25 protein-coding genes are annotated in these 24,464 nt (G+C 71.5%); 11 read left to right on the plus strand and 14 right to left on the minus strand.

Going from position 1 to position 24,464, the window contains the following annotated elements:
- Window positions 1-92 precede the first annotated feature (92 nt).
- Window positions 93-815, minus strand: coding sequence for a SigE family RNA polymerase sigma factor (locus AC07AW_RS04070; protein ID WP_392150915.1), 723 nt, complete (start codon window positions 813-815; stop codon window positions 93-95).
- Window positions 816-984: 169 nt separating this feature from the next.
- Between AC07AW_RS04070 and afsQ1 the strand changes: the two genes are divergently transcribed.
- The 5 genes from afsQ1 (at window position 985) to AC07AW_RS04095 (ending at window position 4,943) form a co-directional block, all read left to right on the plus strand.
- On the plus strand, window positions 985-1,662 hold the full coding sequence (afsQ1, locus tag AC07AW_RS04075; protein WP_017239746.1) for a two-component system response regulator AfsQ1: 678 nt from the start codon (window positions 985-987) through the stop codon (window positions 1,660-1,662).
- Entirely contained in the window at window positions 1,659-3,191 is a 1,533-nt protein-coding gene (locus tag AC07AW_RS04080; RefSeq protein WP_478813938.1) for an ATP-binding protein, read from the plus strand. Before afsQ1 ends, AC07AW_RS04080 begins: the two co-directional genes overlap by 4 nt.
- Entirely contained in the window at window positions 3,188-3,787 is a 600-nt protein-coding gene (locus AC07AW_RS04085; protein WP_478813939.1) for a hypothetical protein, read from the plus strand. The genes AC07AW_RS04080 and AC07AW_RS04085 overlap by 4 nt, the downstream gene beginning before the upstream one ends.
- Window positions 3,788-4,148: 361 nt before the next feature.
- Entirely contained in the window at window positions 4,149-4,652 is a 504-nt protein-coding gene (locus AC07AW_RS04090) for a VanZ family protein (protein ID WP_478814383.1), read from the plus strand.
- Window positions 4,653-4,742: 90 nt separating this feature from the next.
- Window positions 4,743-4,943, plus strand: coding sequence for a PspC domain-containing protein (locus AC07AW_RS04095; protein WP_478813940.1), 201 nt, complete (start codon window positions 4,743-4,745; stop codon window positions 4,941-4,943).
- Window positions 4,944-5,016: 73 nt separating this feature from the next.
- Here the strand turns inward: AC07AW_RS04095 and AC07AW_RS04100 are convergent, their stop codons facing one another.
- Together AC07AW_RS04100 and AC07AW_RS04105 are read right to left on the minus strand one after the other, a co-directional pair.
- Window positions 5,017-5,394, minus strand: a complete 378-nt coding sequence (locus AC07AW_RS04100) for a hypothetical protein (RefSeq protein WP_478813941.1) — start codon at window positions 5,392-5,394, stop codon at window positions 5,017-5,019.
- A 171-nt stretch (window positions 5,395-5,565) separates the two neighbouring features.
- A complete protein-coding gene (locus tag AC07AW_RS04105) occupies window positions 5,566-6,720 on the minus strand; it encodes an adenosine deaminase (RefSeq protein WP_478813942.1) in 1,155 nt (384 codons plus the stop codon).
- A 92-nt stretch (window positions 6,721-6,812) separates the two neighbouring features.
- Between AC07AW_RS04105 and AC07AW_RS04110 the strand changes: the two genes are divergently transcribed.
- Together AC07AW_RS04110 and AC07AW_RS04115 are read left to right on the plus strand one after the other, a co-directional pair.
- Window positions 6,813-7,580, plus strand: coding sequence for a GNAT family N-acetyltransferase (locus tag AC07AW_RS04110; protein ID WP_478813943.1), 768 nt, complete (start codon window positions 6,813-6,815; stop codon window positions 7,578-7,580).
- A gap of 88 nt (window positions 7,581-7,668) precedes the next feature.
- Entirely contained in the window at window positions 7,669-8,445 is a 777-nt protein-coding gene (locus AC07AW_RS04115) for an alpha/beta hydrolase (RefSeq protein ID WP_478813944.1), read from the plus strand.
- On the opposite strand, the gene AC07AW_RS04120 is transcribed toward AC07AW_RS04115, so the two are convergent.
- Complete coding sequence (locus AC07AW_RS04120; protein WP_388844348.1) at window positions 8,431-9,402, minus strand: LysR family transcriptional regulator; 972 nt, start codon at window positions 9,400-9,402, stop codon at window positions 8,431-8,433. The genes AC07AW_RS04115 and AC07AW_RS04120 overlap by 15 nt on opposite strands.
- Window positions 9,403-9,464: 62 nt before the next feature.
- Between AC07AW_RS04120 and AC07AW_RS04125 the strand changes: the two genes are divergently transcribed.
- From AC07AW_RS04125 to AC07AW_RS04135, 3 genes are all read left to right on the plus strand, one after another.
- Window positions 9,465-10,724, plus strand: coding sequence for an MFS transporter (locus AC07AW_RS04125; RefSeq protein WP_478813945.1), 1,260 nt, complete (start codon window positions 9,465-9,467; stop codon window positions 10,722-10,724).
- 83 nt (window positions 10,725-10,807) lie between these two features.
- Window positions 10,808-11,515, plus strand: coding sequence for a L,D-transpeptidase family protein (locus AC07AW_RS04130; protein ID WP_478813946.1), 708 nt, complete (start codon window positions 10,808-10,810; stop codon window positions 11,513-11,515).
- Between the two features lie 84 nt (window positions 11,516-11,599).
- Window positions 11,600-12,571, plus strand: coding sequence for a sigma-70 family RNA polymerase sigma factor (locus AC07AW_RS04135; protein WP_478813947.1), 972 nt, complete (start codon window positions 11,600-11,602; stop codon window positions 12,569-12,571).
- On the opposite strand, the gene AC07AW_RS04140 is transcribed toward AC07AW_RS04135, so the two are convergent.
- Entirely contained in the window at window positions 12,560-12,835 is a 276-nt protein-coding gene (locus AC07AW_RS04140; protein WP_478813948.1) for an STAS domain-containing protein, read from the minus strand. The genes AC07AW_RS04135 and AC07AW_RS04140 overlap by 12 nt on opposite strands.
- 62 nt (window positions 12,836-12,897) lie before the next feature.
- Here AC07AW_RS04140 and AC07AW_RS04145 point away from each other — a divergent pair, with 62 nt between their 5' ends.
- Window positions 12,898-13,545, plus strand: a complete 648-nt coding sequence (locus AC07AW_RS04145; RefSeq protein ID WP_478813949.1) for an HAD family hydrolase — start codon at window positions 12,898-12,900, stop codon at window positions 13,543-13,545.
- Window positions 13,546-13,645: 100 nt separating this feature from the next.
- Here the strand turns inward: AC07AW_RS04145 and AC07AW_RS04150 are convergent, their stop codons facing one another.
- The 9 genes from AC07AW_RS04150 to AC07AW_RS04190 all read right to left on the minus strand — a co-directional run bounded on the left by AC07AW_RS04150 (window position 13,646) and on the right by AC07AW_RS04190 (window position 24,463).
- Window positions 13,646-14,923, minus strand: a complete 1,278-nt coding sequence (locus AC07AW_RS04150) for a thymidine phosphorylase (RefSeq protein WP_478813950.1) — start codon at window positions 14,921-14,923, stop codon at window positions 13,646-13,648.
- An 80-nt stretch (window positions 14,924-15,003) separates the two neighbouring features.
- A complete protein-coding gene (locus AC07AW_RS04155) occupies window positions 15,004-15,408 on the minus strand; it encodes a cytidine deaminase (RefSeq protein ID WP_478813951.1) in 405 nt (134 codons plus the stop codon).
- Window positions 15,405-16,667, minus strand: a complete 1,263-nt coding sequence (locus tag AC07AW_RS04160) for an ABC transporter permease (protein ID WP_478813952.1) — start codon at window positions 16,665-16,667, stop codon at window positions 15,405-15,407. The genes AC07AW_RS04155 and AC07AW_RS04160 overlap by 4 nt, the downstream gene beginning before the upstream one ends.
- Entirely contained in the window at window positions 16,664-17,779 is a 1,116-nt protein-coding gene (locus AC07AW_RS04165) for an ABC transporter permease (RefSeq protein ID WP_478813953.1), read from the minus strand. Before AC07AW_RS04165 ends, AC07AW_RS04160 begins: the two co-directional genes overlap by 4 nt.
- The gene (locus tag AC07AW_RS04170; protein ID WP_478813954.1) at window positions 17,776-19,485 is read right to left on the minus strand and encodes an ABC transporter ATP-binding protein; all 1,710 of its coding nucleotides are present in this window, start codon (window positions 19,483-19,485) and stop codon (window positions 17,776-17,778) included. Before AC07AW_RS04170 ends, AC07AW_RS04165 begins: the two co-directional genes overlap by 4 nt.
- Window positions 19,486-19,778: 293 nt before the next feature.
- Window positions 19,779-20,837 carry a BMP family lipoprotein gene (locus AC07AW_RS04175; RefSeq protein ID WP_478813955.1) on the minus strand — a complete coding sequence of 353 codons (1,059 nt, stop codon included), beginning with the start codon at window positions 20,835-20,837 and terminating at the stop codon, window positions 19,779-19,781.
- A gap of 304 nt (window positions 20,838-21,141) precedes the next feature.
- Window positions 21,142-22,368 carry an amidohydrolase gene (locus AC07AW_RS04180; protein ID WP_478813956.1) on the minus strand — a complete coding sequence of 409 codons (1,227 nt, stop codon included), beginning with the start codon at window positions 22,366-22,368 and terminating at the stop codon, window positions 21,142-21,144.
- A gap of 116 nt (window positions 22,369-22,484) precedes the next feature.
- Window positions 22,485-23,573, minus strand: coding sequence for a hypothetical protein (locus AC07AW_RS04185; RefSeq protein WP_478813957.1), 1,089 nt, complete (start codon window positions 23,571-23,573; stop codon window positions 22,485-22,487).
- Window positions 23,570-24,463, minus strand: coding sequence for an N-acetylneuraminate synthase family protein (locus AC07AW_RS04190; protein ID WP_478813958.1), 894 nt, complete (start codon window positions 24,461-24,463; stop codon window positions 23,570-23,572). The genes AC07AW_RS04185 and AC07AW_RS04190 overlap by 4 nt, the downstream gene beginning before the upstream one ends.
- Window position 24,464 lies beyond the last annotated feature (1 nt).

Genomic DNA, 24,464 nt, shown 5'->3' on the forward strand with positions numbered 1-24,464 from the left:
CCCCGTACCCCCGTACGGTCCCCCGTGTTTCCCCCGTACCCCCGAGAAGCCCCGTTTCCCCCGTGGCCCCGCAGGGTGTGTCCCCCCGACCTTCAGGCCACCAGCTCGCCGAAGGACTCCTCCTCGTCACGGCCGAAGCTCAGCACCTCGTCCTCGCGCAGTCGCCGCAGCGAGCGCCAGATGCTCGACTTCACCGTGCCGACACTGATGTCCAGGATCTCCGCGATCTCCGGATCCGTACGGCCCTCGTAGTAGCGCAGCACCAGCATCGTCCGCTGGAGCTCGGGCAGCCGGGCCAGCGCCTGCCACAGGACCGCGCGCAGCTCCGTACCCCGCATCGCGTCCGTCTCGCCGACCGTCTCCGGCAACTCCTCGGTCGGGTACTCGTTGAGCTTGCGCCGGCGCCAGGCGCTGATGTGCAGGTTCGTCATGGTGCGACGCAGGTAGCCGCCCACGGCCGCCTTGTCACTGATCCGGTCCCAGGCGCGGTACGTGGAGAACAGCGCGCTCTGGAGCAGGTCCTCGGCCTCGAAACGGTCACCGGTGAGGTGGTAGGCGGTGGCGTACAGGGAGGCACGACGCTCCTGGACGTAAGCCGTGAACTCGGCTTCCGAGCAGCTCGTGCGCTCCCCCGTGACCTCCCCGTACGCCGCTCCCCCGTCAGCAACGGCCACCATGTACGGCGCCTTGCGCTGACGCCCGACGGTCCGAACGCACCCCCGCCCGTTCATCCCGCCGGACTTCTCCGTGCTCCGCACGACGTCGTGGAGACGCGTGACAACTGCGCTAGAGGTGGTGCTGTGCAGTGCGTTCATCTCGCGCCCCCCGTCGGTTGGAGTGTGTTTCGGTCCGTGTGCCAAGAAGCTTGCCCCCCGGACTTCATGGCGCTGTCCGCCGACTGTCACAGGCGTGTCACAGGGACCGGAACAGAAGCGAGTCGAAGAGCGGTCGATCTCGGACGGCCCAATGGGCCAGAATGACGACGTGCCTTTTCTGCTGCTGATCGAGGACGACGACGCCATCCGCACGGCCCTCGAACTCTCCCTGTCCCGGCAGGGCCACCGGGTGGCCACCGCCGCGACCGGCGAGGACGGTCTCCAGCTGCTGCGTGAGCAGCGGCCCGACCTGGTCGTGCTCGACGTCATGCTGCCCGGCATCGACGGTTTCGAGGTCTGCCGGCGCATCCGCCGGACCGACCAGCTGCCGATCATCCTGCTGACCGCGCGCAGCGACGACATCGACGTGGTCGTCGGGTTGGAGTCCGGCGCCGACGACTACGTCGTGAAGCCGGTACAGGGGCGGGTGCTCGACGCCCGCATCCGGGCCGTGCTGCGGCGCGGCGAGCGCGAGTCCACGGACTCGGCGACGTACGGCTCCCTGGTGATCGACCGCTCGGCGATGACGGTCACCAAGAACGGCGAGGACCTCCAGCTCACCCCGACCGAGCTGCGGCTGCTCCTGGAGCTGAGCCGGCGGCCCGGACAGGCGCTGTCCCGGCAGCAGTTGCTGCGGCTCGTGTGGGAGCACGACTACCTGGGCGACTCCCGGCTCGTCGACGCCTGTGTGCAGCGGCTGCGCGCCAAGGTGGAGGACGTGCCGTCCTCGCCGACGCTGATCCGTACCGTCCGCGGGGTCGGCTACCGGCTGGACGTCCCTGCGTGAGCAAAGGGATCTACGCGCGGCTGCGGTTCTCCAGCCTGCGGCTCCGGCTCGTCGTCGTCTTCGCCCTCGTCGCGCTCACCGCGGCCGTCGCCGCCTCCGGCATCGCGTACTGGCTGAACCGCGAGGCGGTGCTGACCCGTACCCAGGACGGGGCGCTCAACGACTTCCGGCAGGAGATGCAGAACCGGGCGGCGACGCTGCCGCTCCGGCCCACCCAGGACGACCTGCGGCGGACCGCCGAGCAGATGGCGAGCGGAAGCGCCGCCCAGTACCAGGTGCTGCTGCTCGGCGAGCGGGCCGCGGGCAAGCCGATCGTCGGCGCCTCGGACCCGGACGACTTCACCCTGGCCGACGTGCCGCGCTCGCTGCGGGACGCCGTGGACACGAAGCGGCAGGTGACGGACGCCGATCCGTACGCGTACCACCTGTTCTGGCAGCGTACGGAGCGGAACGGGACGCCGTACCTGGTCGGCGGGACGCGGATCGACGGCGGCGGTCCCGCCGGGTACATGTTCAAGTCGCTGGCCGCGGAGAAGGCCGATCTGAACTCGCTCGCCTGGTCGTTGGGGATCGCCACCGCGCTCGCCGTGGCCGGCTCGGTGCTGCTCGCGCAGGTCGCGGCGACGACCGTGCTGCGCCCGGTGCACCGGCTCGGCGAGGCCGCCCGGCAACTCGGCGAGGGGAAGCTCGACACCCGCCTGCGGGTCTCCGGCGCGGACGAACTGGCCGATCTGTCCCGTACGTTCAACAGCGCGGCCGAGTCGCTGCAGAAGAAGGTCGCGGACATGAGCGCGCGGGAGGAGTCCTCCCGCCGGTTCGTCGCCGACATGTCGCACGAGCTGCGGACCCCGCTGACCGCCCTGACGGCCGTCACCGAGGTCCTGGAGGACGAGCAGGACTCCCTGGACCCCATGATCGCCCCGGCGGTCGCACTCGTCGTGAGCGAGACCCGGCGCCTCAACGACCTGGTGGAGAACCTGATGGAGGTGACCCGCTTCGACGCGGGCACCGCGCGGCTCGTCCTCGACGACGTGGACATCGCCGACCAGATCACCGCGTGCATCGACGCGCGGGCCTGGCTGGACGCGGTGGAGCTCGACGCGGAGCGCGGGATCGTCGCACCGCTCGACCCGCGCCGCCTCGACGTGATCCTGGCGAACCTGATCGGGAACGCGCTCAAGCACGGCGGCTCGCCGGTGCGGGTCTCGGTCCGCACGGAGGAGGACGAGCTGGTCATCGCCGTACGGGACCACGGCCCCGGCATCCCGGAAGAAGTACTGCCGCACGTCTTCGACCGCTTCTACAAGGCGAGCGCGTCCCGGCCTCGGTCCGAGGGCAGCGGGCTCGGCCTCTCGATCGCCATGGAGAACGCGCTGATCCACGGCGGCTCGATCACCGCGTCGAACTCGGTCGGCGAGGACGGGAACGTCGACGGCGCGGTGTTCGTGCTGCGGCTGCCGCTGGACGCCTCGGGGATCACGCGCGAGGTACAGACGCGCAGCAGCCAGGGCGAGGTGGAGGAAGCGTGAGGCGTCGCGTCTATGTCCTGGCGGCCGCGCTCACCGCGCTGGTCACCGGCTGCGGGATCCGGACCACATCGGTCCCCGTGGACGCGGGCGCGGCCCCGTCCCGGGTCCCGTGCAGCGTGACCGCCGACAGCACGTCGGAGGCGGCGGCACAGGGCGTGCCGGTCCGGGTCTTCCTGGTCTGCGGCTCGCAGCTGGAGGCGGTGGACCGCCGGTCGCCGCTGCCGGAGGAGAAGGCGGGCGGCGATCCGGTGCGGACCGCCGGGGGGCTGCTCGCCCAGCTGCTCGCCGAGCCGTCGGAGAGCGAGCGGCAGGCCGGTTTCACGACCGAGGTACGGGGGCCGCTGACGGTCGGCGGCGGGCACCGGGGCGACCCGGCGGGCACGCTGCGGCTGAGCCGGCAGCCGGAGGACCTGGCGCCGACGGCCCTGTCGCAGCTGGTCTGCACGTTCGCGGAGAGCTCGGCGGGGGCGGGCGGGCACTCGGTGCTGCTCGGGGGGCCGGGCAAGTACCCGCCGAAGCGGTACCGCTGCACGACGGAACTCCGCGAACGCCCGGACTCCACGCCACCGACAACCCCACCGACCACGACGGGCTGACCGGGCCCGCGACTGGGCGGCGCCCAACCCACCCCCCGTGTGGGCAATCGTCCCGCTGGGGCGGGACGGGTGGGCACACGGGACGGCGCCCTCTAGCGGCGCCTCCGCGTTCCGAGCCTGGACCCGCACCACCAGCGACGGTGCACACGGGGGGCGGGTCAGGGCGCGGAAGCCTCTGGCGCCGGCAGGGCGCGGGTCCGTTGTGCCCACCCGTTCCGCCCCAGCGGAACGATTGCCCACAACGGGGGCAGGTGGGCGCCGGCCCGGTGGAGCGCATGGCCGCAACAGGTGGGGAACCGATTCCGCTGTCCGGGGCGTCTTGGGGGGCGTGCAGCGTCAAGGTTCGGGCGGCCAGGCCGCCATGGTCGTCCGCGTGGCGGGGTTCGTCCTCCTCCTCGCGCATCTGCTGCTCGTCGCCTGGGTCAGCCTGCGCCCACGGGACGTGGCCTGGGTGACCGCGCCGAACACGATCCCGCTGCACGGCCTGCAGGCCGATCTCGCGCTCGGCGGGGCCGAGGCGGCCCGGCTGATCGGCGAGGGCCTGCTGCTCCTGGCCCCGCTCGGGGTGCTGCTGCCGATGGCCGACGGACGGCTGCACGTCTCCGGCTGGGCCTCCCTGACCCGTACGACCGCCGCGGGCGCGCTCGTGTCGCTGGCCGTGGAGCTGTTGCAGACCGCGGTGCCGGGGCAGGTCGTGGACGTGGACTCCGTGCTCCTGAACACGACGGGCGTCGCCCTCGCCCATCTCCTGATCGTCCCGGCCTGCCGGAGCCGGCTGCGCCGCAGAGGGGAGGCGGGCGCCCGGGACCGGGAGGCTTCTCAGGGTGCGACCCCGACGATTTCCAGGGTCCCGATCGCCCCGTAGACCGACGCTTCGTCCCCCTTCGCGGCGGCAGGATGGAGTCATCGGGAGCCCGGAGGAGCGGCTCCCGGACCGACTCCGAAGGAGCCCACCATGGCCGCACTGTCCCGCCCCCGTGAAGGACGCGTGCTCGGCGGAGTGTGCGCGGCGCTGGCCCGGCGCTTCGGCACGTCCGCGTGGACGATGCGTCTGATCTTCCTGGCCTCGTGCCTGCTGCCGGGACCGCAGTTCCTGATCTACCTGGGCCTGTGGATCTTCCTCCCGGCGGAGAAGACGGCGAGCACCGCCTGGTAGGCAGGCGTACGTACGCCGAAGGGGCGCGTACCCGGGTTCCGGGTGCGCGCCCCTTCGGCGTGTACGGCGGGGGTCAGCCGAGCGGCAGACCGCCGGCGAGGCCACCGATCGGCAGGCCGCCGAGGAGGCCGCCGAGCGGGGTGGCGCCGAGGCCGCCCGCGGCGGCGTCGAGCGGGAGGTTCTGGGTGGCCTGGCCGGCGGCGGCCGGGAGGGTCTTCACGCCCTGGTCGAGACCCTGACCGAGGGCGCCCTGTCCGGAACCGAGGGCCTCGGAAGCGCCGTCGGGGAGCGTGGTGAGGCCGTCACCGAGCGGGACGGCCTGGGTCACCGTGCCCAGCGCGTCGGCGTCGAGCGGCAGGGACGGCGCGGCGTTGGCCGCACCGGCACCGGCGGCGACGAAAGCGGCACCGAGAGCGGCGACACCGAGCTTCTTGGCGGCAGACTGCTTCATCAGAAAATCTTCCTTGGGGAATCCGGGGGCTTCGGGAAAGCCGGGCGGGGAAATCCTGGGAATTGAGAGCGGCTCTGCAACCTAACCAGCGAACGTCGCCTCCGCAAACACCGGAAAGCGGCCGGGTGTCGCGACGACCCGACCGCTCCCGTCCCCTTCGCGGGGCGCCTTTCAGCCTGCCGTGCGGGAAGACTCGCTGGTCGTGGCGGTCTGCTGGAACAGCCATTCGGACTTGAGCTCGGCGTATCCGGGCTTGATGACCTCATTGATCATGGCGAGTCGTTCATCGAAAGGAATGAACGCTGATTTCATCGCATTGACCGTGAACCACTGCATGTCGTCGAGCGTGTAATCGAATGCCTCGGTCAGCAGCTCGAATTCCCGGCTCATGCTCGTCCCGCTCATGAGCCGGTTGTCGGTGTTGACCGTGGCCCGGAAATGGAGCGTGCGGAGCAGCGCGATGGGGTGCTCGGCGATGGACGCGGCGGCGCCGGTCTGGAGGTTGGAGGAGGGGCACATCTCCAGCGGGATGCGCTTGTCGCGGACGTAGGCCGCGAGGCGGCCGAGGCGGACCGAGCCGTCGTCGGCGACCTCGATGTCGTCGATGATCCGGACGCCGTGGCCGAGCCGGTCGGCGCCGCACCACTGGAGCGCCTGCCAGATCGAGGGGAGTCCGAAGGCCTCGCCCGCGTGGATCGTGAAGTGGTTGTTCTCCCGCTTGAGGTACTCGAAGGCGTCGAGGTGGCGGGTGGGCGGGTAGCCGGCCTCGGCGCCCGCGATGTCGAAGCCGACGACGCCGGAGTCGCGGTAGCGGTTGGCGAGTTCGGCGATCTCCAGGGCGCGGGCGGCGTGCCGCATCGCGGTCAGCAGGGCGCCGACCCGGATGCGGTGGCCGTTGGCCCTGGCCTGCCGCTCGCCCTCGCGGAAGCCCTCGTTGACGGCCTCCACGACCTCTTCGAGGGTGAGACCGCCCTCCAGGTGCTGCTCGGGGGCGTACCGCACCTCGGCGTAGACGACGCCGTCCTCGGCGAGGTCGACGGCGCACTCGGCGGCGACGCGGACGAGGGCGTCCCGGGTCTGCATGACGGCGCAGGTGTGCGCGAAGGTCTCCAGATACCGCTCCAGGGAGCCGGAGTCGGCGGCTTCGCGGAACCAGATGCCGAGCTTGTCGGGCTCCGTCTCGGGGAGCTGCTCGTAGCCCTGCTCCCGGGCGAGTTCGATGATCGTGCCGGGGCGCAGTCCGCCGTCGAGGTGGTCGTGGAGCAGCACCTTCGGGGCACGGCGGATCTGGTCCGCGGTGGGGACGTTGGGGGTCTGGCTCGTCATTTCCGCACTCTAGCCCCTACGCGCGTAGAACACCCCGTGCGGCACCGTTTTTCTCGTGGCGGCGCGGGGACCGGCCCACCTAGCCTGCCTGTATGACCTCGACTGCACCCGAACTCCCGCGCATCCACCGCTTCCTGTCCGACTTCCACCGCCGGCAGGCGGCCCGTACCGTCGACTTCCCCGGGGCCTTCGCGGTGCTCGACGACGACTACAAGCACTCCCGGGGGAACAACCACGTGCTCGCCCACGGGGCCGTGGACCCGGAGGCGCTGCCCGGCTACACGGACGAGGCGCTCGCCCATCTCCCGTACCGCTTCGCGTACGTCCTGGACGAGAAGGTCGCCGCCGCCTGTGTGGCGCCGATGGAGCGGGCCGGTTTCCGGCACGCCACCACCCTGATCATGGCGCACACCGGCCCGGTGCCGGAGCACGGCGGGGCCCGCGAGGTGGACTTCGACGAACTGCGCGGCCCGGTCGCCGCCTCCTGGTCGCGGTTCGCTCCGGAGGCGCCGCAGGAGCACATCCGCGATCTGGTGGAGCGGCGGGTGGCGCGTCGCCGCGGTGCCGAGACCGTACGGTTCTTCGCCGCGCACACCCCGGAGGGCGAGGTGGCCGCCTGGGTCGACCTGTACATGGACCCGGGGACGGGGATCGCGCAGATCGAGGACCTGGTCACCGTGGAGGCCCATCTGAAGCAGGGTCACGCCGGCAGGCTCCTGGACACGGCCCTGCACGAGGCCGCCGCCGCGGGCTGTACGACCCGCTTCCTCACCGCCTTCGCGGGCGACTGGCCGCACACCTGGTACGGCCGGAGGGGCTTCACGGCCATCGGTTCGGTGGCCCGCTTCGAACGGGTATAGGACCAAGGGGCGTTCGCTCAGCGGACGATACGTAACAGTGACCGCGCGTACGGCTGGCGTACACCTCCGCTTCTGAGACTGTTCTGCCATGGCGCACTTTGCACTCGTGGGGCCGCCCGAAGCCCGGAGACCCCGGCTCGGGCGCCCCGTCGGTTCCCGGTCGATGGTGGCGGCGGTGGGCGGCGTGGTGCTGCTGCTGCCGGACGGTGAGCCGGTGTCGGCTCGGCGGGCCTCCGCGCGGGCGCATGCGGCGATGCTGCCGCCGGCGCGTGAACTGGTGCGGGCGGGCCGGTCCGAGGGGCTCGCGGCGCATGTGGTGCGCTACCGGGCGCGCGGCTGGAACGGCGCGGACGCGGATCTCGTGGCGGACGCCTCCTGGGCGGTCGAGGAGGCCGTACGGCGTTACGGCGACGTCCCGGTCTGCCTCCTGGGACACGGGATGGGGGCGCGGGCGGCGCTGCGGGCGGCCGGGCATCCGGGGGTCGGCGCGGTGGTCGCGCTCGCGCCGTGGCTGCCGGAGGACGACGTGGCGGCGGAGCCGGAGCCGGTGCGGCAGCTGGTGGGGCGCAGGGTGCTGCTCGTGCACGGCACGAACGACGCGCGGACGGACCCGGAGCTGTCGTTCCGGTTCGCCGAGCGGGCGAAGAAGGCGAACCGGGACACCTGCCGTTTCGAGGTCCACTCGGACGGTCACGCGCTGCGCCAGTACGCGGCCGAGGTGCGGGCCCTCGCCGTGGACTTCGTGCTCGGCGCCCTGTTCTCCCGGCCGGTCGCCCGCCCGGTGACCGACGCGATGGCCGCTCCCCCGCCGCTGGGCCTGCGGATGCCGCTCGCGGCGGGGTTCGGGAGCTCACGCCGGCGGTGAGGGCTCCTTCGGGAGCAGGTGGCCGCGGCGGCCGAGCAGGAACTTCTTGAAGGCGGCCACCGGGGCCGTGTCCGGGTGGCCGTCCAGCCAGGCGACGCCGATCTCGCGGACCGCGCGCGGCGCGGTGACGGTCAGTTCGACGACGCCGGGGCGGGGGACGGCGGGCGGGGGCAGCAGGGCGACGCCGAGGCCGGCGGCGACGAGGCCGCGCAGGGTCTCGGCCTCCTCGCCCTCGAAGGCGACCCGGGGCTTGAAGCCGGCCTCCGCGCACAGGTCGTCGGTGATGCGGCGGAGCCCGTACCCCGGCTCCAGGGTCACGAAGGTCTCCTCCGCGGCCTCGGCGAGCCGCACCCGCTTGCGTCCGGCGAGCCGGTGGTCGTCCGGGACGACGAGCCGCAGCCGCTGTTCGTCGAGGCGCCGGGCCACCAGGTCGGGGGCGTCCGGCACGGGCGAGGTCAGGCAGAGGTCGAGGTCCCCGGCCCGCAGCCGCTCGATCATGGCCTCGCCGTAGTTCTGGACGAGGGTGAAGCGGATCCTCGGGTGGTCGACGCGGAAGGCGCGGATGAGGCCCGGGACGGTCTCGGAGCCCATGGTGTGGAGGAAGCCGAAGGCGACCCGGCCCGCCGTCGGGTCGGCGTCGGCCCGTACGGTGTCGGCGGCCCGTTCCACCTCGGCGAGGGCCCGCTCGGCGGCGGTGAGGAAGCGGCGGCCCGCCGGGGTGAGGGAGACCGTGCGGCCGCGGCGGGCGAAGAGGGTGACGCCGAGGTCCTGTTCGAGGCGGACCATGGCCCGCGAGAGCGTCGACTGCGGCACGCCCATCTCGGCCGCGGCGCGGGTCACGTGCTCGTGCCGGGCGACGGCGGCGAAGTACGCGAGCCGCGGCGCGAGCAGCAGTCCCATGTCTTCTTCGTTACTGTTCGGTGACAGGCGAGGCTGTGACCTGTACTCATGCACCATGGGAACGATTACAGCAGTTCCGTGCATTGGACGCATGAAACGGACCGTCCTACGTTCGTGACATGCCTTCCGCCAGTACCAAGGCGGCCGCCACCACCGCGTCCGCCGACACCCGCCTCTCCCCCGGTGCCCCCGGCTACCGCCGGATGAGCCTCGCGCTCTTCGCCGCCGGACTGGCCACCTTCGCCCTCCTCTACTCCACGCAGGCCCTCCTCCCGGCCATCTCGGCCGAGTTCGGCGCCACCGCCTCCGCCGCCTCCTGGACGGTCTCCGCCGCGACCGGCGCCCTCGCCCTCTGCGTCCTGCCGCTCAGCGCCCTCTCGGAGCGCTTCGGGCGGCGCTCGATGATGACGGCCTCCCTCTCGGTCGCGGTCGCCGTGGCGCTCCTGGTGCCGCTCGCCCCGAACCTGGAGTCGCTGATCGCGCTCCGCGCGGTCCAGGGCGCCGCGCTCGCCGGCCTCCCGGCCTCGGCGATGGCATACCTCGCCGAGGAGGTGCGGCCGCGGGCGCTGATCGCCGCGATCGGTCTCTTCGTGGCGGGCAACTCGATCGGCGGCATGAGCGGCCGGCTCGTGACCGGCTGGGTCGCCCAGCTGTGGGGCTGGCGCGCGGGTCTGGCCGCCGTCGGCCTGACCTCCCTGATGTGCGCGCTCGCCTTCCGGGCGCTGCTCCCGAAGGCCCGGCACTTCACGCCCGGCACGCTGAACCCGAAGGCGCTCGCCCGGACCGTCCGGGGGCACCTCGCCGACCCGCTGCTGATGCGCCTGTACGTGATCGGCGCGCTGTTCATGACGGTCTTCGGCGCCGTGTACACGGTGATCGGCTACCGCCTAGTGGAGGCGCCGTTCTCGCTGCCGCAGGGCGTGATCGGCTCGATCTTCCTGGTCTACCTGGTCGGTACGGTCTCCTCCGCGGCGGCGGGCAAGCTGGTCGGGCGGATGGGCCGGCGCGGCGCGCTGTACCTGGCGGTCTCGACGACGGCGGCGGGTCTGCTGTTCTCGCTGTCGGACTCCCTGGCCCTGGTCCTCGCGGGCCTGGTCCTGATCACGGCCGGTTTCTTCGCGGGCCACGCGGTCGCCTCCTCCTCGGTGAGCCGGACGGCGAAGACGGGCCGCGCGCAGGCCTCGGCGCTGTACCAGTCGGCGTACTACCTGGGCAGCAGCGCGGGCGGCACGCTCGGCGCGATCGCCTTCCACGCGGGCGGCTGGGCGGGCACGGTCCTGATCGGCCTGGTCGCGGTCCTCGGGGTCGTCTCGGTCACCCTGTACGGCTCGCACAGCGCGCGCGTCGAGGCCCGGCGGCTGCACCCGGCGGCGGCGTAGGCACTCTTCCCGCTCCCGGCCTGCAACCGTCAAACTCCCCCTTACGTCCTCAAATACAGGGACTCTAGGGGGAGTTGACGATCATGAAACGAATCGCGAGGCACATAGGCAGAAGAACGGGCATCGCCGCCGGGATCACCTCACTGGTGGTGCCGATGACGATCGCTCTCGGTACGGCCCCGGCGCAGGCGGCGTCCTGCAACGTGACGACGGGGCCGTACCAGAAGCAGGTGGAGAAGTTCCTCGGGCGGACGGTCGACGGGCGCCAGTCGCTCGGCGACTGTCTGGCCATCCAGGCCTTCCAGGCCAAGCACGGCATCACCCCGACCATGGGGTACGCGGGGCCGATCACCTGGCGCACCATGAACACGATGATCCAGCAGAAGGCGGCGGGCACCAACCCCAACCGGGCGGGCACCTGTCCGACCAACCGCGGCCGGATCGCCTGCGTCGACCTGACCCGCCAGCTCAGCTGGATCCAGGACGGCTCGCGCCTCAAGTACGGGCCGGTGCCGGTCCGCACGGGCAAGGACGGCACCGAGACCCGTACCGGCTCCAAGAAGATCTACTGGCGGAACATCAACCACTGGTCGACGCTCTACCACGTCTCCATGCCGTACTCGCAGTTCTTCGACGGCGGCCAGGCCTTCCACTCGACCACCAAGTCCATGTGGAACCCGCCGGGCTCCGGCGGCTGCGTCAACATGCGGCCGGCGGACGCGAAGGCGTACTGGAACCTGCTCAGGAACGGCGACGACGTCTTCGTCTACGGGCGCAAGCCGGGAACCTGACCTCGGCTGTCAGTCCGCTGCGGTAGCTTCCCTCTCACCGGCATCGAACGGGTGCCGGTGAGGGGTGAGTGGGGTGTGGACCCGATGAGCGACGCCGCGACCGCGACGACCGACGAACTCGACAAGTACCGCAGGGAGCTGACCGGTTACTGCTACCGGATGCTCGGTTCCTCCTTCGAGGCGGAGGACGCGGTGCAGGACACGATGGTCCGCGCCTGGAAGGCCATCGACTCCTTCGAGGGCCGCTCCTCGCTGCGGTCCTGGCTGTACCGGATCGCCACCAATGTCTGCCTCGACGCGCTCAACGCGGGCAACAAGCGGGCCCGGCCGATGGACCTCACCTCACCGACGCCGGTGGCGCAGGCGCAGCTCGTGAAGCAGCCGGAGATCACCTGGCTGGAGCCGATCCCCGACGGACGGGTGCTGCCCACGGCGGGCGACCCGGCGGAGACGGCGCTGTCCCGGGAGTCCGTACGGCTCGCGTTCGTGGCCGCGCTCCAGCACCTGCCGCCCAAGCAGCGGGCCGTGCTCATCCTGCGCGAGGTCCTCGCCTGGAAGGCGAGCGAGGTCGCCGAGCTCCTCGACACCTCCGTCGCCTCGGTCAACAGCGCCCTCCAGCGGGCCCGCGCGACCCTCGCCGAGCAGGCGCCCACCGCCTCCGACCCGGCGAACCCGCTGGACGAGGAGCAGCAGGCGCTCCTGGAGCGCTACGTCGCCGCGTTCGAGGGCTACGACATGAAGGCGCTGACGGCGCTCCTCCACGAGGACGCGACGATGTCCATGCCGCCGTACGACCTGTGGCTCCAGGGCCACGACGACATCGTGGGCTGGATGCTGGGCGTCGGCGACGTGTGCCGGGGCTCGAAGCTGGTCGCCACCGTGGCGAACGGCTCCCCGGCCTTCGCCCACTACCACCCGGACCCGGCGGGCGGCTTCAGCCCGTGGGCGCTGATCGTCCTGGAGCTGCGGGACGGCAAGGTCGGCGGGATGGACTTCTTCCTGGACACCGAGCGCTGGTTCCCGCTCTTCGACCTGCCGGCACGGCTAGAGGCCTAGGGTCCCGTCGAGGCCGGTGAGGAGGAGCAGAGCCCGCAGCTCGGGCCCGACTCCCTCGAAGCGGATCCGATGCCCCCGGCGCCCGGCGGCGAGCTTCAGCCGGGCGAGGGCGTCGACGGCGGCGAGGTCGGCGCCCGCGAGCGCGCCGGCCTCGCAGACGACCTCGCCGGGCGGGGCGGCGGCGAGCCGCGCGCAGAGCCGGGCGACGTCCTCCCGGCCGGGGCGGGCGGGCAGGGTCATGACGAGGGGCTGACTGGTGTCCACGTTCCGTACGACCGTCCGGGCGCGCGGAACTCATCGCAGGAGCACCCTCTAGGCTCCCGATCATGACTCACGAGCCTGTCGAACTGGTGATCTTCGACTGTGACGGCGTTCTGGTGGACAGCGAGCGGATCTACTGCCGTGTGGACCGGGAGGTGTTCGCAGCCCTTGGGGCGGAGTTCACCGAGGCGGAGGTGGTCGAGTACTTCGTCGGCTCCTCGCACGACACGCTCACCGCGATCGTCGAGGAGCGCCGGGGCCGCCCGCTGGAGCCCGACTGGCACGCGCCCTTCAAGCAGCGGTACGAGGACGCGCTGGACGCCGAGCTGACGGCGGTGGAGGGCATCACCGGCGTACTGGACGGGCTGTCCGTCCCGTACTGCCTCGCCTCCAACGGCAGCCACGCGAGCATCCGCAAGAACCTGGGCCGCACCGGCCTCCTGGCCCGCTTCGAGGGCCGGATGTTCAGCGCCCGTGACGTCGCCCGGGGCAAGCCGGCCCCGGACCTCTTCCTCCACGCGGCGGCCACGATGGGCGTCCCGCCGGAGCGCTGCGCGGTGGTGGAGGACAGCCCGTACGGCGTCCAGGCCGCCCGCGCGGCCGGCATGCGCGCCTTCGGCTACTGCGGCGGCCTGACCCGCGCGGACCGCCTGATGGGCCCGCGGACGGTGGTCTTCGACGACATGCGGGAGCTGGCGGGGCTGCTCGGCTGACGGGGAACTCGCCGGTGTCGAGGGTGAGCGGGAGCATGCCGAACGGGACCGGTGGGGGTCCACCGGTCCCGTGCACCCGAAGGTGTCGTAGGCATACGCCTTAGGCGATGCGGTCCAGGACGATCGGGTTCGGGGTGAACTCCGTGCCCGGCTCCGCGATGTCCCACGTCCCCGACAGGGACTTCAGGGCGTAGTCGAACTTCTCCGGGGTGTCCGTGTGGAGGGTCAGCAGCGGCTGGCCCGCCGTCACCGTGTCGCCCGGCTTCGCGTGCAGCTCGACGCCCGCGCCCGCCTGCACCGGGTCCTCCTTGCGGGCACGGCCCGCGCCCAGGCGCCAGGCGGCGATGCCGATGTCGTACGCGTCGAGGCGGGTCAGGACGCCGGTCGACGGGGCCGTGACGACGTGCTGCTCCCGAGCGACCGGGAGGGTCGCGTCCGGGTCGCCGCCCTGGGCCGCGATCATCCGGCGCCAGTGGTCCATCGCCGAGCCGTCCTTGAGGGCCTTGGCGGGGTCCGCGTCCTTGATGCCGGCCGCTTCCAGCATCTCCTTCGCCAGCGCGACCGTCAGCTCGACGACGTCGGCCGGGCCGCCGCCCGCGAGGACCTCCACCGACTCGCGGACCTCCAGGGCGTTGCCCGCGGTGAGGCCCAGCGGGGTGGACATGTCGGTCAGGAGGGCGACCGTCTTGACGCCGCTGTCCGTGCCGAGGCCGACCATCGTCCGCGCCAGCTCGCGCGCGTCCTCGATGTTCTTCATGAAGGCGCCGGTGCCGACCTTGACGTCCAGGACCAGGGAGCCGGTGCCTTCGGCGATCTTCTTCGACATGATCGACGAGGCGATGAGCGGGATCGCCTCCACCGTGCCCGTCACGTCGCGGAGCGCGTACAGCTTCTTGTCCGCCGGCGCCAGGCCGTCGCCCGCCGCGCAGATGACCGCGCCCGTGGTGTCGAGGACGTGCAGCATCTCCTCGTTGGAGAGCAGCGCGCGCCAGCCCGGGATGGACTCCAGCTTGTCGAGGGTGCCGCCGGTGTGGCCGAGGCCGCGGCCGGAGAGCTGCGGCACGGCCGCGCCGCAGGCGGCGACGAGCGGGGCGAGCGGCAGGGTGATCTTGTCGCCGACGCCGCCGGTGGAGTGCTTGTCGGCGGTCGGCCGGGAGAGGGCGTCGAAGTTCATGCGCTCGCCGGACGCGATCATCGCGGCGGTCCAGCGGGCGATCTCGGCGCGGTTCATGCCGTTCAGCAGGATGGCCATGGCCAGGGCGGACATCTGCTCGTCGGCGACCACACCGCGGGTGTACGCGTCGATGACCCAGTCGATCTGCTCGGGGCTCAGCTCGCCCTTGTCCCGCTTGGTGCGGATGACGGAGATGACGTCCATGGTGGTGCCTCTTTCTACGCGCATAGAGGGGGAAAGGGGGAGCGACCCTTCCATCGTGCCGGAAGGGCCGCTCCGAGGTGCTACTTGACGAGGTGGTCGGGGCCGAAGGCCTGCGGGAGCATCTCGTCGAGGGTCAGGAACCCGGCCGGGGTCTCCAGGACGAGCTCGGGTCCACCGAACTCGTACAGGAGCTGCCGGCAGCGTCCGCACGGGACCAGGGACTCGCCCAGGCCGTCCACGCACACGAAGTGCGTGAGCCGGCCGCCACCGGTCGCCTGGAGCTGCGAGACGAGCCCGCACTCGGCGCACAGGCTGAGGCCGAAGGAGGCGTTCTCCACGTTGCAGCCGGAGATCACCCGCCCGTCGTCCACGAGGGCCGCCGCTCCGACCGCGAAGCCCGAGTACGGGGCGTAGGCGTGGGACATCGCCTCGCGGGCGGTCTCCCGGAGCAGGTCCCAGTCGGGCTCCGCAGCGGCGGGCGTCACTTGCCCTGGCCCTTCCGGTACGGCAGGCCGTCCGCCTTGGGCATCCGCAGGCGCTGCGCCGAGAGGGCGAGCACGAGCAGGGTGGTGATGTACGGGGCGGCGTCGACGAACTGGCTCGGGACCTCGTCGGTGAGGAAGTACCAGAGGAAGAAGCCGGCGGAGAAGATCCCGGCGACGACCGCGGACATGTACTTCTTCTTGTACAGCTGCCACGCGGCGGCGATCACCAGGAGCAGCGCGACGAGCAGCAGCAGCGCGTGGACGTTCTCGGCGCCGCCGCGGATCTTGAGGCTGTCGGTGAAGCCGAAGAGGCCCGCGCCGAGCGCCATGCCGCCGGGCATCCAGTTACCGAAGATCATCGCGGCGAGACCGATGTAACCGCGGCCGCCGGTCTGGCCCTCCTGGTAGATGCCGGTGGAGACGATCGCGAGGAACGCGCCGCCGAGGCCGGCCAGGCCGCCGGAGACGACGACGGCGATGTACTTGTACTTGTAGACGTTGACGCCGAGCGACTCGGCCGCGACCGGGTTCTCACCGCAGGAGCGCAGGCGCAGGCCGAAGGACGTACGCCAGAGGATCCACCAGGTGGCCGGGATCAGCAGGGCGGCCACGATCGTGAGCAGCGACAGGTGGGTGACCAGGCCGCCGAGGATGCCGGCGAGGTCCGAGATCAGGAACCAGTGCTTCTGCTGGAGGTCGATCAGCCAGTCCGAGAGCCCCGGGATGGTGATGTCGGTGATCTTGTCGATGCGGGGGGACTGCTTGGAGGAGCCGCCCTCGGCCTCGGCGAAGGTGAAGTTCGACAGGTACTGGGTGAAGCCGACCGCGAGGATGTTGATCGCCACACCGGAGACGATGTGGTTCACGTTGAACGTGACGGTGATGATCGCGTGCAGCAGGCCGCCGATCGCGCCGCCGAGGATGCCGACGACGACACCCGTCCAGGGACCCCACTGGTAGCCGGCCCAGGCGCCGAACCAGGTGCCGAGGATCATCATGCCTTCGAGGCCGATGTTCACGACGCCCGCGCGCTCGGCCCACAGACCGCCGAGACCGGCCATGGCGATCGGCACGGCGAGCTGGAGTGCGCCGGAGATCTGGCCGACGGAGGTGAGGTCGTCGGCTCCGGAGACGACGCGGACGAGCGAGAAGAGGACGAGGCCGGCCGCGACGATCAGCAGAATCCAGGGCCAGGTCAGCTTGCGGCGTCCGGCCTTCTTGGGCGCGGCGCTCGGCTTGGCAACGGTGCCGGTCGTCATGCCGCCACCTCCTTGTCGGTCTTGATGGCGCCGCCGGCGGCGAGCTCCTCGCCGACCTTCTGCTGCTGGCGGCGGAGGCCGTAACGGCGGACGAGCTCGTAGGAGACGACCACGGCGATCACGATGATGCCCTGCATGATCTGCGTGATCTCCTTCGGGTACCCCGCGATGTCCAGGCTGGAGGACGCCTTTTCGAGGAACGCGAAGAGGAGGGCGGCGAAGAGGATGCCGACCGGGTGGTTGCGGCCGAGCAGCGCGACGGTGATGGCGGTGAAGCCGACGCCGACCGGGAAGGCCAGGCTGTACGTGTGCGACTCGCCGAGCAGGATCGGCATGCCGGCCAGACCGGCGAGGCCACCCGAGATCAGCATCGCGGTGATGATCATCTTCTTGGCGTCGACGCCGCTGGCCTGGGCCGCGGACTCGCTCTCGCCGGTGGCGCGCAGGTCGAAGCCGAAGCGGGTCCGGTTGATGACGAACCAGTAGACGACGCCGAGCGCGAGCGCGACGAAGGTGAAGCCGTAGATCTCGCCGCCCTCGCCCATGTCGATGCCGGGGAACCAGCCGGACTCGGGGATCTGACCGGTGGTGAGGTCGTTGGAGCCCGCGGGCTGGACGCCGAAGTTCTTCGGCAGGATCAGCCAGGCCACCAGGGAGGTGGTGATGGCGTTGAGCATGATCGTGGAGACGACCTCGGAGACACCGCGGGTGGTCTTCAGGACGCCCGCGATACCGGCCCAGACGGCACCGGTCGCGATGGCGACGAGCACGATCAGCAGGATGTGCAGCGGACCGGGCAGGTCGACGGCCGCGCCGACCAGCGCCGACACCATCGCGGCGAGGCGGTACTGGCCCTCGACGCCGATGTTGAAGAGGTTCATCCGGAAGCCGATGGCCACGCCCAGGGCCGCCAGATAGAGGATTCCGGTGTAGTTGACGATCAGGACCTGGACGTCGGAGTACCCGGCGTTGTCGATCATCAGCCGGATCGGCTCGATCGGGTCGAGGCCCGTCGCGAGCAGCACCAGGACGGTGAGCACGAAGGACGAGACCAGCGCGAGCACAGGGCCTGCGGCCCCGATGATCAGCTTGTCCTTGTCGATCTTCTTCATCGGGCGTCACCGTCTTCGGACTGCTCGGTGCCTTCGAGCCGGCCGGTGGCCGCGCCGGTCATGGCGGATCCCAGCTGCTCGGGCGTGATGGTGGCGGGGTCGGCGTCGGCGACCAGCTTGCCGCGGTACATGACCCGGAGGGTGTCGGACAGGCCGATCAGCTCGTCGAGGTCGGCGGAGATCAGCAGCACCGCGAGGCCCGCGCGGCGGGCGTCCCGGATCGCGTCCCAGATCTGCGCCTGCGCGCCGACGTCCACACCGCGGGTGGGGTGGGCGGCGATCAGGAACTTGGGGTTGTGGCTCATCTCGCGGCCGACGATCAGCTTCTGCTGGTTGCCGCCGGAGAGGGAGGACGCGGTGACGTCGATGCCGGGCGTGCGGACGTCGTACTCGCGCACGATCCGCTCGGTGTCCTTGCGGGCGGCCTTCGGGTCGAGGATGCCGCGCCTGGAGTTGGGGGCCTCGGTGACGTGGCCGAGGATCCGGTTCTCCCAGAGGGGGGCCTCCAGGAGCAGGCCGTGGCGGTGGCGGTCCTCGGGGATGTAGCCGATGCCGCCCTCGCGGCGCTTGCGCACCGAGGCCTTGGAGATGTCCTCGCCGTCGAGGGTGATGACACCCGCGTCGGGGGTGGCCATGCCCATCAGCGCGTCGATGAGCTCGGTCTGGCCGTTGCCTTCGACGCCGGCGATGCCGAGGATCTCGCCCTTGTGGATGGTGAGCGAGATGTCGTCGAGGAGCTTGCGCCCGGTGGCGACCTCCTCGTGCACGGCGACCGTGGCGGAGGGGTCGGCCGGGGCGGCCGTGGTCAGCGGTGCGGAGGCGGCGCCGCTCTCGACCAGGCTCAGGTTCTCGACCTGGAGCATCGGGACGTCGGTGACCGTCGACTCGCGGGTCTCCGGCGAGGGCAGCTCGCTGCCGACCATCAGCTCGGCGAGCTGCTTGGTGGTGGCGGTCTTCGGGTCGGCGGTGCCGACCGTGGTGCCCCGGCGGATGACGGTGATGTCGTCGGCGACCTTCAGGACCTCGCCCAGCTTGTGCGAGATGAAGATGACCGTGAGGCCCTCGGACTTGAGCTCGCGCAGGTTGTCGAAGAGCGCGTCGACCTCCTGCGGGACGAGGACGGCGGTCGGCTCGTCGAGGATGAGGATCTTGGCGCCGCGGTAGAGGACCTTGAGGATCTCCACGCGCTGCCGGTCGGCGACGCCGAGGTCCTCGACGAGGACGTCGGGGCGGACCCCGAGGCCGTACGCGTCGGAGATCTCCTTGATCTTCTTCCGCGCCTTGGCGCCGATGCCGTAGAGCTTCTCGCCGCCGAGGACGACGTTCTCCAGGACGGTGAGGTTGTCGGCGAGCATGAAGTGCTGGTGCACCATGCCGATGCCGCGCGCGATGGCGTCACCGGGGCTGGAGAAGGTGACCTGCTGGCCGTCGACGGCGATGGTGCCCTCGTCCGGCTTCTGCATGCCGTAGAGGATCTTCATGAGGGTCGACTTGCCGGCACCGTTCTCGCCGATGAGGGCGTGCACGGTGCCCTTGCGGACCGTGATGGCGATGTCCTTGTTGGCGACGACGCCGGGGAATCGCTTGGTGATGCCGTGCAGTTCTACGGCAGGGGGGCTGGACGCGTTGATGACGCACTCTCCTTGGCCGGAAGGAGTGGGAGCGGGAGGGCAGGGCGGGGCGAAGTTATCGTGCCAGGGAGACATCTACGCGCGTAGCGCTGCCGAAAAACTAAAACCTGTACGGGAATGGGGCCGGGGCCTGCCGCCAAGGTGGCGTCGTCCGCCCGAAGGGCGGGCCGTGCGGCGTCTGGTGCGTGCAGCTGCAAGGCGGAGGAGGGAGCCCATGCGGAGCATAGGCGACCGACGACAACGCGGCAGATGTGCGTGCCAGGCGCCGCACGGCAGACGCCACCTTGGCGGCAGGTCCCGGAGGGCCCGGGTCCGGTGGGGGTGCCACCGGACGCCGGGCCCGGGCTCAGGTCGTGACCTGGGTGTCCTTACGGAGCGGTCTTGACCGTGATCTTGCCGTCGACGATGTCCTTCTTCGCCTTGTCCACCGCGGCGATGAGGTCCGTCATCTTCGCGTACGCCGGGTTGGAGTCGGCCAGGCCGACGCCGTTGGTGGCGAGGCCGTAGCGGATCTCACCGGTCTGCGGCTTGCCGTCCTTGACCGACTTGATCACGTTGTAGACCGAGCCGGAGACGTCCTTGGTGACCGAGGTCAGGATGTGGTCCTTGTACGAGGCCAGACCCGCCTGGTTGTACTGGTCGGAGTCGACGCCGATGGCCCACTTGCCCGCGGTGGCGGTGGCCTCGATGGCGCCGGCGCCGGCGAGACCGGCGGCGGCGTAGATCACGTCGGCGCCCTTGTCGAGCTGGCCCTGCGCAGCGGCCTTGCCGAGGTCGGGCTTCGAGAAGCCGTCGAAGTTCGGCGGCTGGGTCAGGTACTGGGTGAGCACCTTCGCCTTGGGGTTGGTGTCCTTGACGCCCTGGGTGAAGCCCGCCTCGAACTTCTTGATCAGCGGAACCTCGACACCGCCGATGAAGCCGACCGTGCCGGACTTGGACGCCTTGGCGGCGGCGACGCCGGCCAGGTAGGAGCCCTGCTCCTCGTTGAAGACCAGGTTGGCGATGTTCGGGGCGGTCACCGAGGTGTCGTCGATGAGACCGAACGTGGTCTTCGGGAAGGACTTGGCGACCTTCGCGATGGCCGGGGCGTAGGAGAAGCCGACGCCGATGACCGGGTTGTTGCCGGCGCGGGCGAGGGACGTGAGGCGCGCGACCTTGTCGGCGTCGCTCTCGCCCTGCGAGGGCTCGGCCTCGGTGCCCTTGACACCGAGCTCCTTCTCGGCCTGCTGCAGGCCGGCGAAGGCGGCGTCGTTGAACGACTGGTCGCCGCGGCCGCCGATGTCGTACGCGATGGCGGCCTTGCCGGCGCCCGCGGTCGAGGTGGAGCTGGAGCCCGAGTCGTTCGAAGACTTGCCACAGGCCGTGACGGAGAGCGCGAGCGCCGCGGAGGCGATGCCCACGGTCGTGATCCTGGTGATCCGGCGCAAGAGGAGGGTCCCTTCAAGACTGACCGAAAGCGCCTCTTCCGGCGCTGGTTTCGCGGCGATCGTAACGCGCGTAGATGTCAGTTAAAGACCCGTTCATGAGTCGTTATCGGATCGTCGCGAACCGGCCGACGGAGGCGACCGGGGGCGTTCGGCCCGGTACCGCCGGTTATACCGCCGGAAAGGGGTGGCCGGAAAGAGCCCGGGAGGCGACACGCCGGGCGCTGGGCCGGACGTGGGACAGGGGCAGGCCGAACGGATGAGCGGGCGTGTTCGAAACGGTTCCCGCCCTCCGTCCGGCCGGAAATCAGCGCTGGGGCGTGGGCGTGGCGTCGAGCAGGGCCGCGGCGGTGAAGAGCTCCACCCCGGCCTCGATGCACCGCTCGTCCACGTCGAAGTCGCCGGCGTGCAGGTCGCGGACCCGGGTGTCGCCGGGGGTGCGGACGCCGAGGCGGGCCATGGCGCCGGGGACGTGCTCCAGGTACCAGGAGAAGTCCTCGCCTCCGAGGCTCTGCTCGGTGTCCTCGATCGCCTGCGGTCCGCGGCGGGCCGTCATGGCGTCGCGGAGCAGTTCGGTGACGACCGGGTCGTTCACGACCGGCGGGACCCCGCGGACGTAGGTGACGGTCGACTTGGCCCGGTGCAGGGTCGCGATCTCGTCGATCGCCGCGTGGACCAGGTCCGGAGCGTCGCGCCAGGCGGGCAGGTCGAGGCAGCGGACGGTGCCGGAGAGCTCGGCGTGCTGCGGGATGACGTTCGGCGCGTGGCCGGCCTCGATGCGGCCCCAGGTGACCGAGAGGCCCGAGCGGGCGTCGACGCGGCGGGCGAGGACGGCGGGGACGTCGGTGGCGACCCGGGCGGCGGCGGTGACGAGGTCGGTGGTGAGGTGCGGGCGGGCGGTGTGGCCGCCGGGGCCGTCGAGGGTGATCTCCAGGCGGTCGCAGGCGGAGGTGATGGGGCCGACCCGGAGCCCGATCTTCCCGGCGTCGACCCGGGGGTCGCAGTGGACGGCGATGATCCGGCCGACGCCGTCCAGGACCCCGGCCTCGACGGCGTCTGCGGCGCCGCCGGGCAGGACCTCCTCGGCGGGCTGGAAGATCAGCCGCACGGCGTGCGGCAGCAGGCCCCGGCGGTCGAGCTCGGCGAGGACGAGGCCGGCGCCGAGGACGGTGGTGGTGTGGACGTCGTGCCCGCAGGCGTGGGCGCGGTTGGCCACGGTGGAGCGGTAGGCGACGGTCTTGACGTCGGGGATGGGCAGCGCGTCGAGGTCGGCGCGGATCGCCAGCATGCCCCGGCCCGGTTCCCTGGTGCCGATGTCACAGATGAGCCCGGTGCCCGCCGGCAGGACCTCCGGCGCGAGGCCGGCCGCCTCCAGGCGGGCCTTGAGCACGGCGGTCGTACGGAACTCCTGGTTCCCGAGCTCGGGGTGCATGTGCAAGTCCCTGCGGAAGGCGACGAGTTCGGCGCGCAGGGAGTCGGACAGCGTTCCGGGCAGGGTGACGGAGCCTGGCTCACGGGACTTCAACTGGTTCACCCTTTGAAGGGTAGGCCCGTGGAGAGGTCAACTGCCCGTTGATCACGAGAATTTCAGCCCCTTAGGGGAAAGAATCTCGGTTTCCCAGGCATGAAGGTCACTCCCAGTGGGTACGCTCAGCCGAATTCGAGCCGATCGGCCGAGTGTGCCGCCCGGGTGGTGAGCCGGTCGACCTCGTGGGCCGCGGTGCCCGCCACCCCGGACAGGAAGCCCTGCGCACGCGGTGAGGCGGTCGCCCGCAGCCACTCGGGGGCTATCTCGATGACGGCGACCTTCACCCCGGTGCCGGCGAGGGCCAGTGGCAGGGTGTGCACGACCGTGGACGGGAAGCTGACGACCGTGCGTCCGATGGGGCCGCGCCGGGCGATCAGCTCCAGGGGAAGGTCGGGCCGGACGACCTGGAGGCCCGTCTCGACCGCGATCCGGTGCAGCTTCTCGGCGCTCTCCCGGCGGTGCGCGAAGTAGCGGGTGGCGCCGTGGGCGCGGGCGAGCTCGCTCACCACGCGCGCGTAGTGGTCGGCGTCGACGACGCCCGTCTCGACGAGCGAGGTGCCGACCAGGTCCGCGCCGCCGGTGAGCAGCGGCGGGCCGAAGGTGTCCCGGGTCCAGGCGTACGTGTTCTCGGTGACCGTGACGCCGGGCGGGGCCTCCACGGGCAGCGAGGTGAAGATCTCGACGGTACGGCCCCGGGTGGGGGCGAGCTTCCGCCGGGCGAGCCTGGTCACGGGGGCGAGGACCAGCTCGCGCGGGCCGAGGTTGCCCTTGCGGTGCCAGCGCACCAGGCGCTCGCCGCGGCCGAGCTGGGCGGCGTACTCCATGGTCGCGGTGCCGTCGTCGACGACCGTGAGGTGCCGGGGGGCGAAGAGCGTCAGGAGGAGCTGGACGTACCGGGAGAACGGGTCCCCGATGATGACCCGATCCGCCGAGCGCAGCGGCCGGGCGAGCTCGCGCAGGGTGCGGACGAGCGCGCCGCGGCCGCCGCGGGCCTCCTGCCAGTGGACGGTGAGGCCCTGGTCGCGGGCCAGCTGGGCCATGCGGCGCAGCTGGCCCCGCGACATGGGGTCGGTCGGTGAGAGGACGACGACGGTGAGGGGCGGGGTGGCGTCCGCCTCCGTAGCGGGCACACCGGTGTTCCGCGTGTGTGCCCATTCCAGGACGTTGAGGAGCTGGACCGGGCTCTCGACGAACGCCAGCTGCCCGGTCATGCGGCGACGGCGCCCTGGACCCGGCGGAGCTTCTTCATCGGGCCGAGCTCCGACTCGTACACCTTCTTGACGCCGTCGCCGAGCGCGGTCTCGATGGTGCGGATGTCGCGGACCAGGCGCTGGAGGCCCTGCGGCTCGACGGAGGCGGCCTGGTCGGAGCCCCACATGGCGCGGTCGAGGGTGATGTGGCGCTCGACGAAGGTGGCGCCGAGGGCGACGGCGGCGAGCGTGGTCTGGAGGCCGGTCTCGTGGCCGGAGTAGCCGATCGGGACGTTCGGGTACTCCTCCTGGAGCGTCTGGATGACGCGCAGGTTGAGCTCCTCGGCCTTGGCCGGGTACGTGGAGGTGGCGTGGCAGAGCAGGATGTTGTCGCTGCCCAGGACCTCGACGGCGTGGCGGATCTGCTTGGGCGTCGACATGCCGGTGGAGAGGATCACCGTGCGGCCGGTGGCGCGCAGCTCGCGGAGCAGCTCGTCGTCGGTGAGGGAGGCGGAGGCGACCTTGTGGGCGGGAACGTCGAACTTCTCCAGGAAGGCGACGGCCTCGGTGTCCCACGGGGAGGCGAACCAGTCGATGCCGCGCTCCTTGCAGTGCTCGTCGATGGCGCGGTACTCGTCCTCGCCGAACTCCACGCGGTGGCGGTAGTCGATGTACGTCATCCGGCCCCAGGGGGTGTCGCGCTCGATGTCCCACTGGTCGCGCGGGGTGCAGATCTCCGGGGTGCGCTTCTGGAACTTGACGGCGTCGCAGCCGGCCTCGGCGGCCACGTCGATCAGCTTGAAGGCGTTGTCGAGGTCGCCGTTGTGGTTGATGCCGATCTCGCCGCAGACGTAGACGGACTGACCCGGGCCGGCGGTCTTGGTGCCGAGGGTGCGCAGACGGGTGCTCATG

Source organism: Streptomyces sp. NPDC044003, from assembly GCF_056435185.1.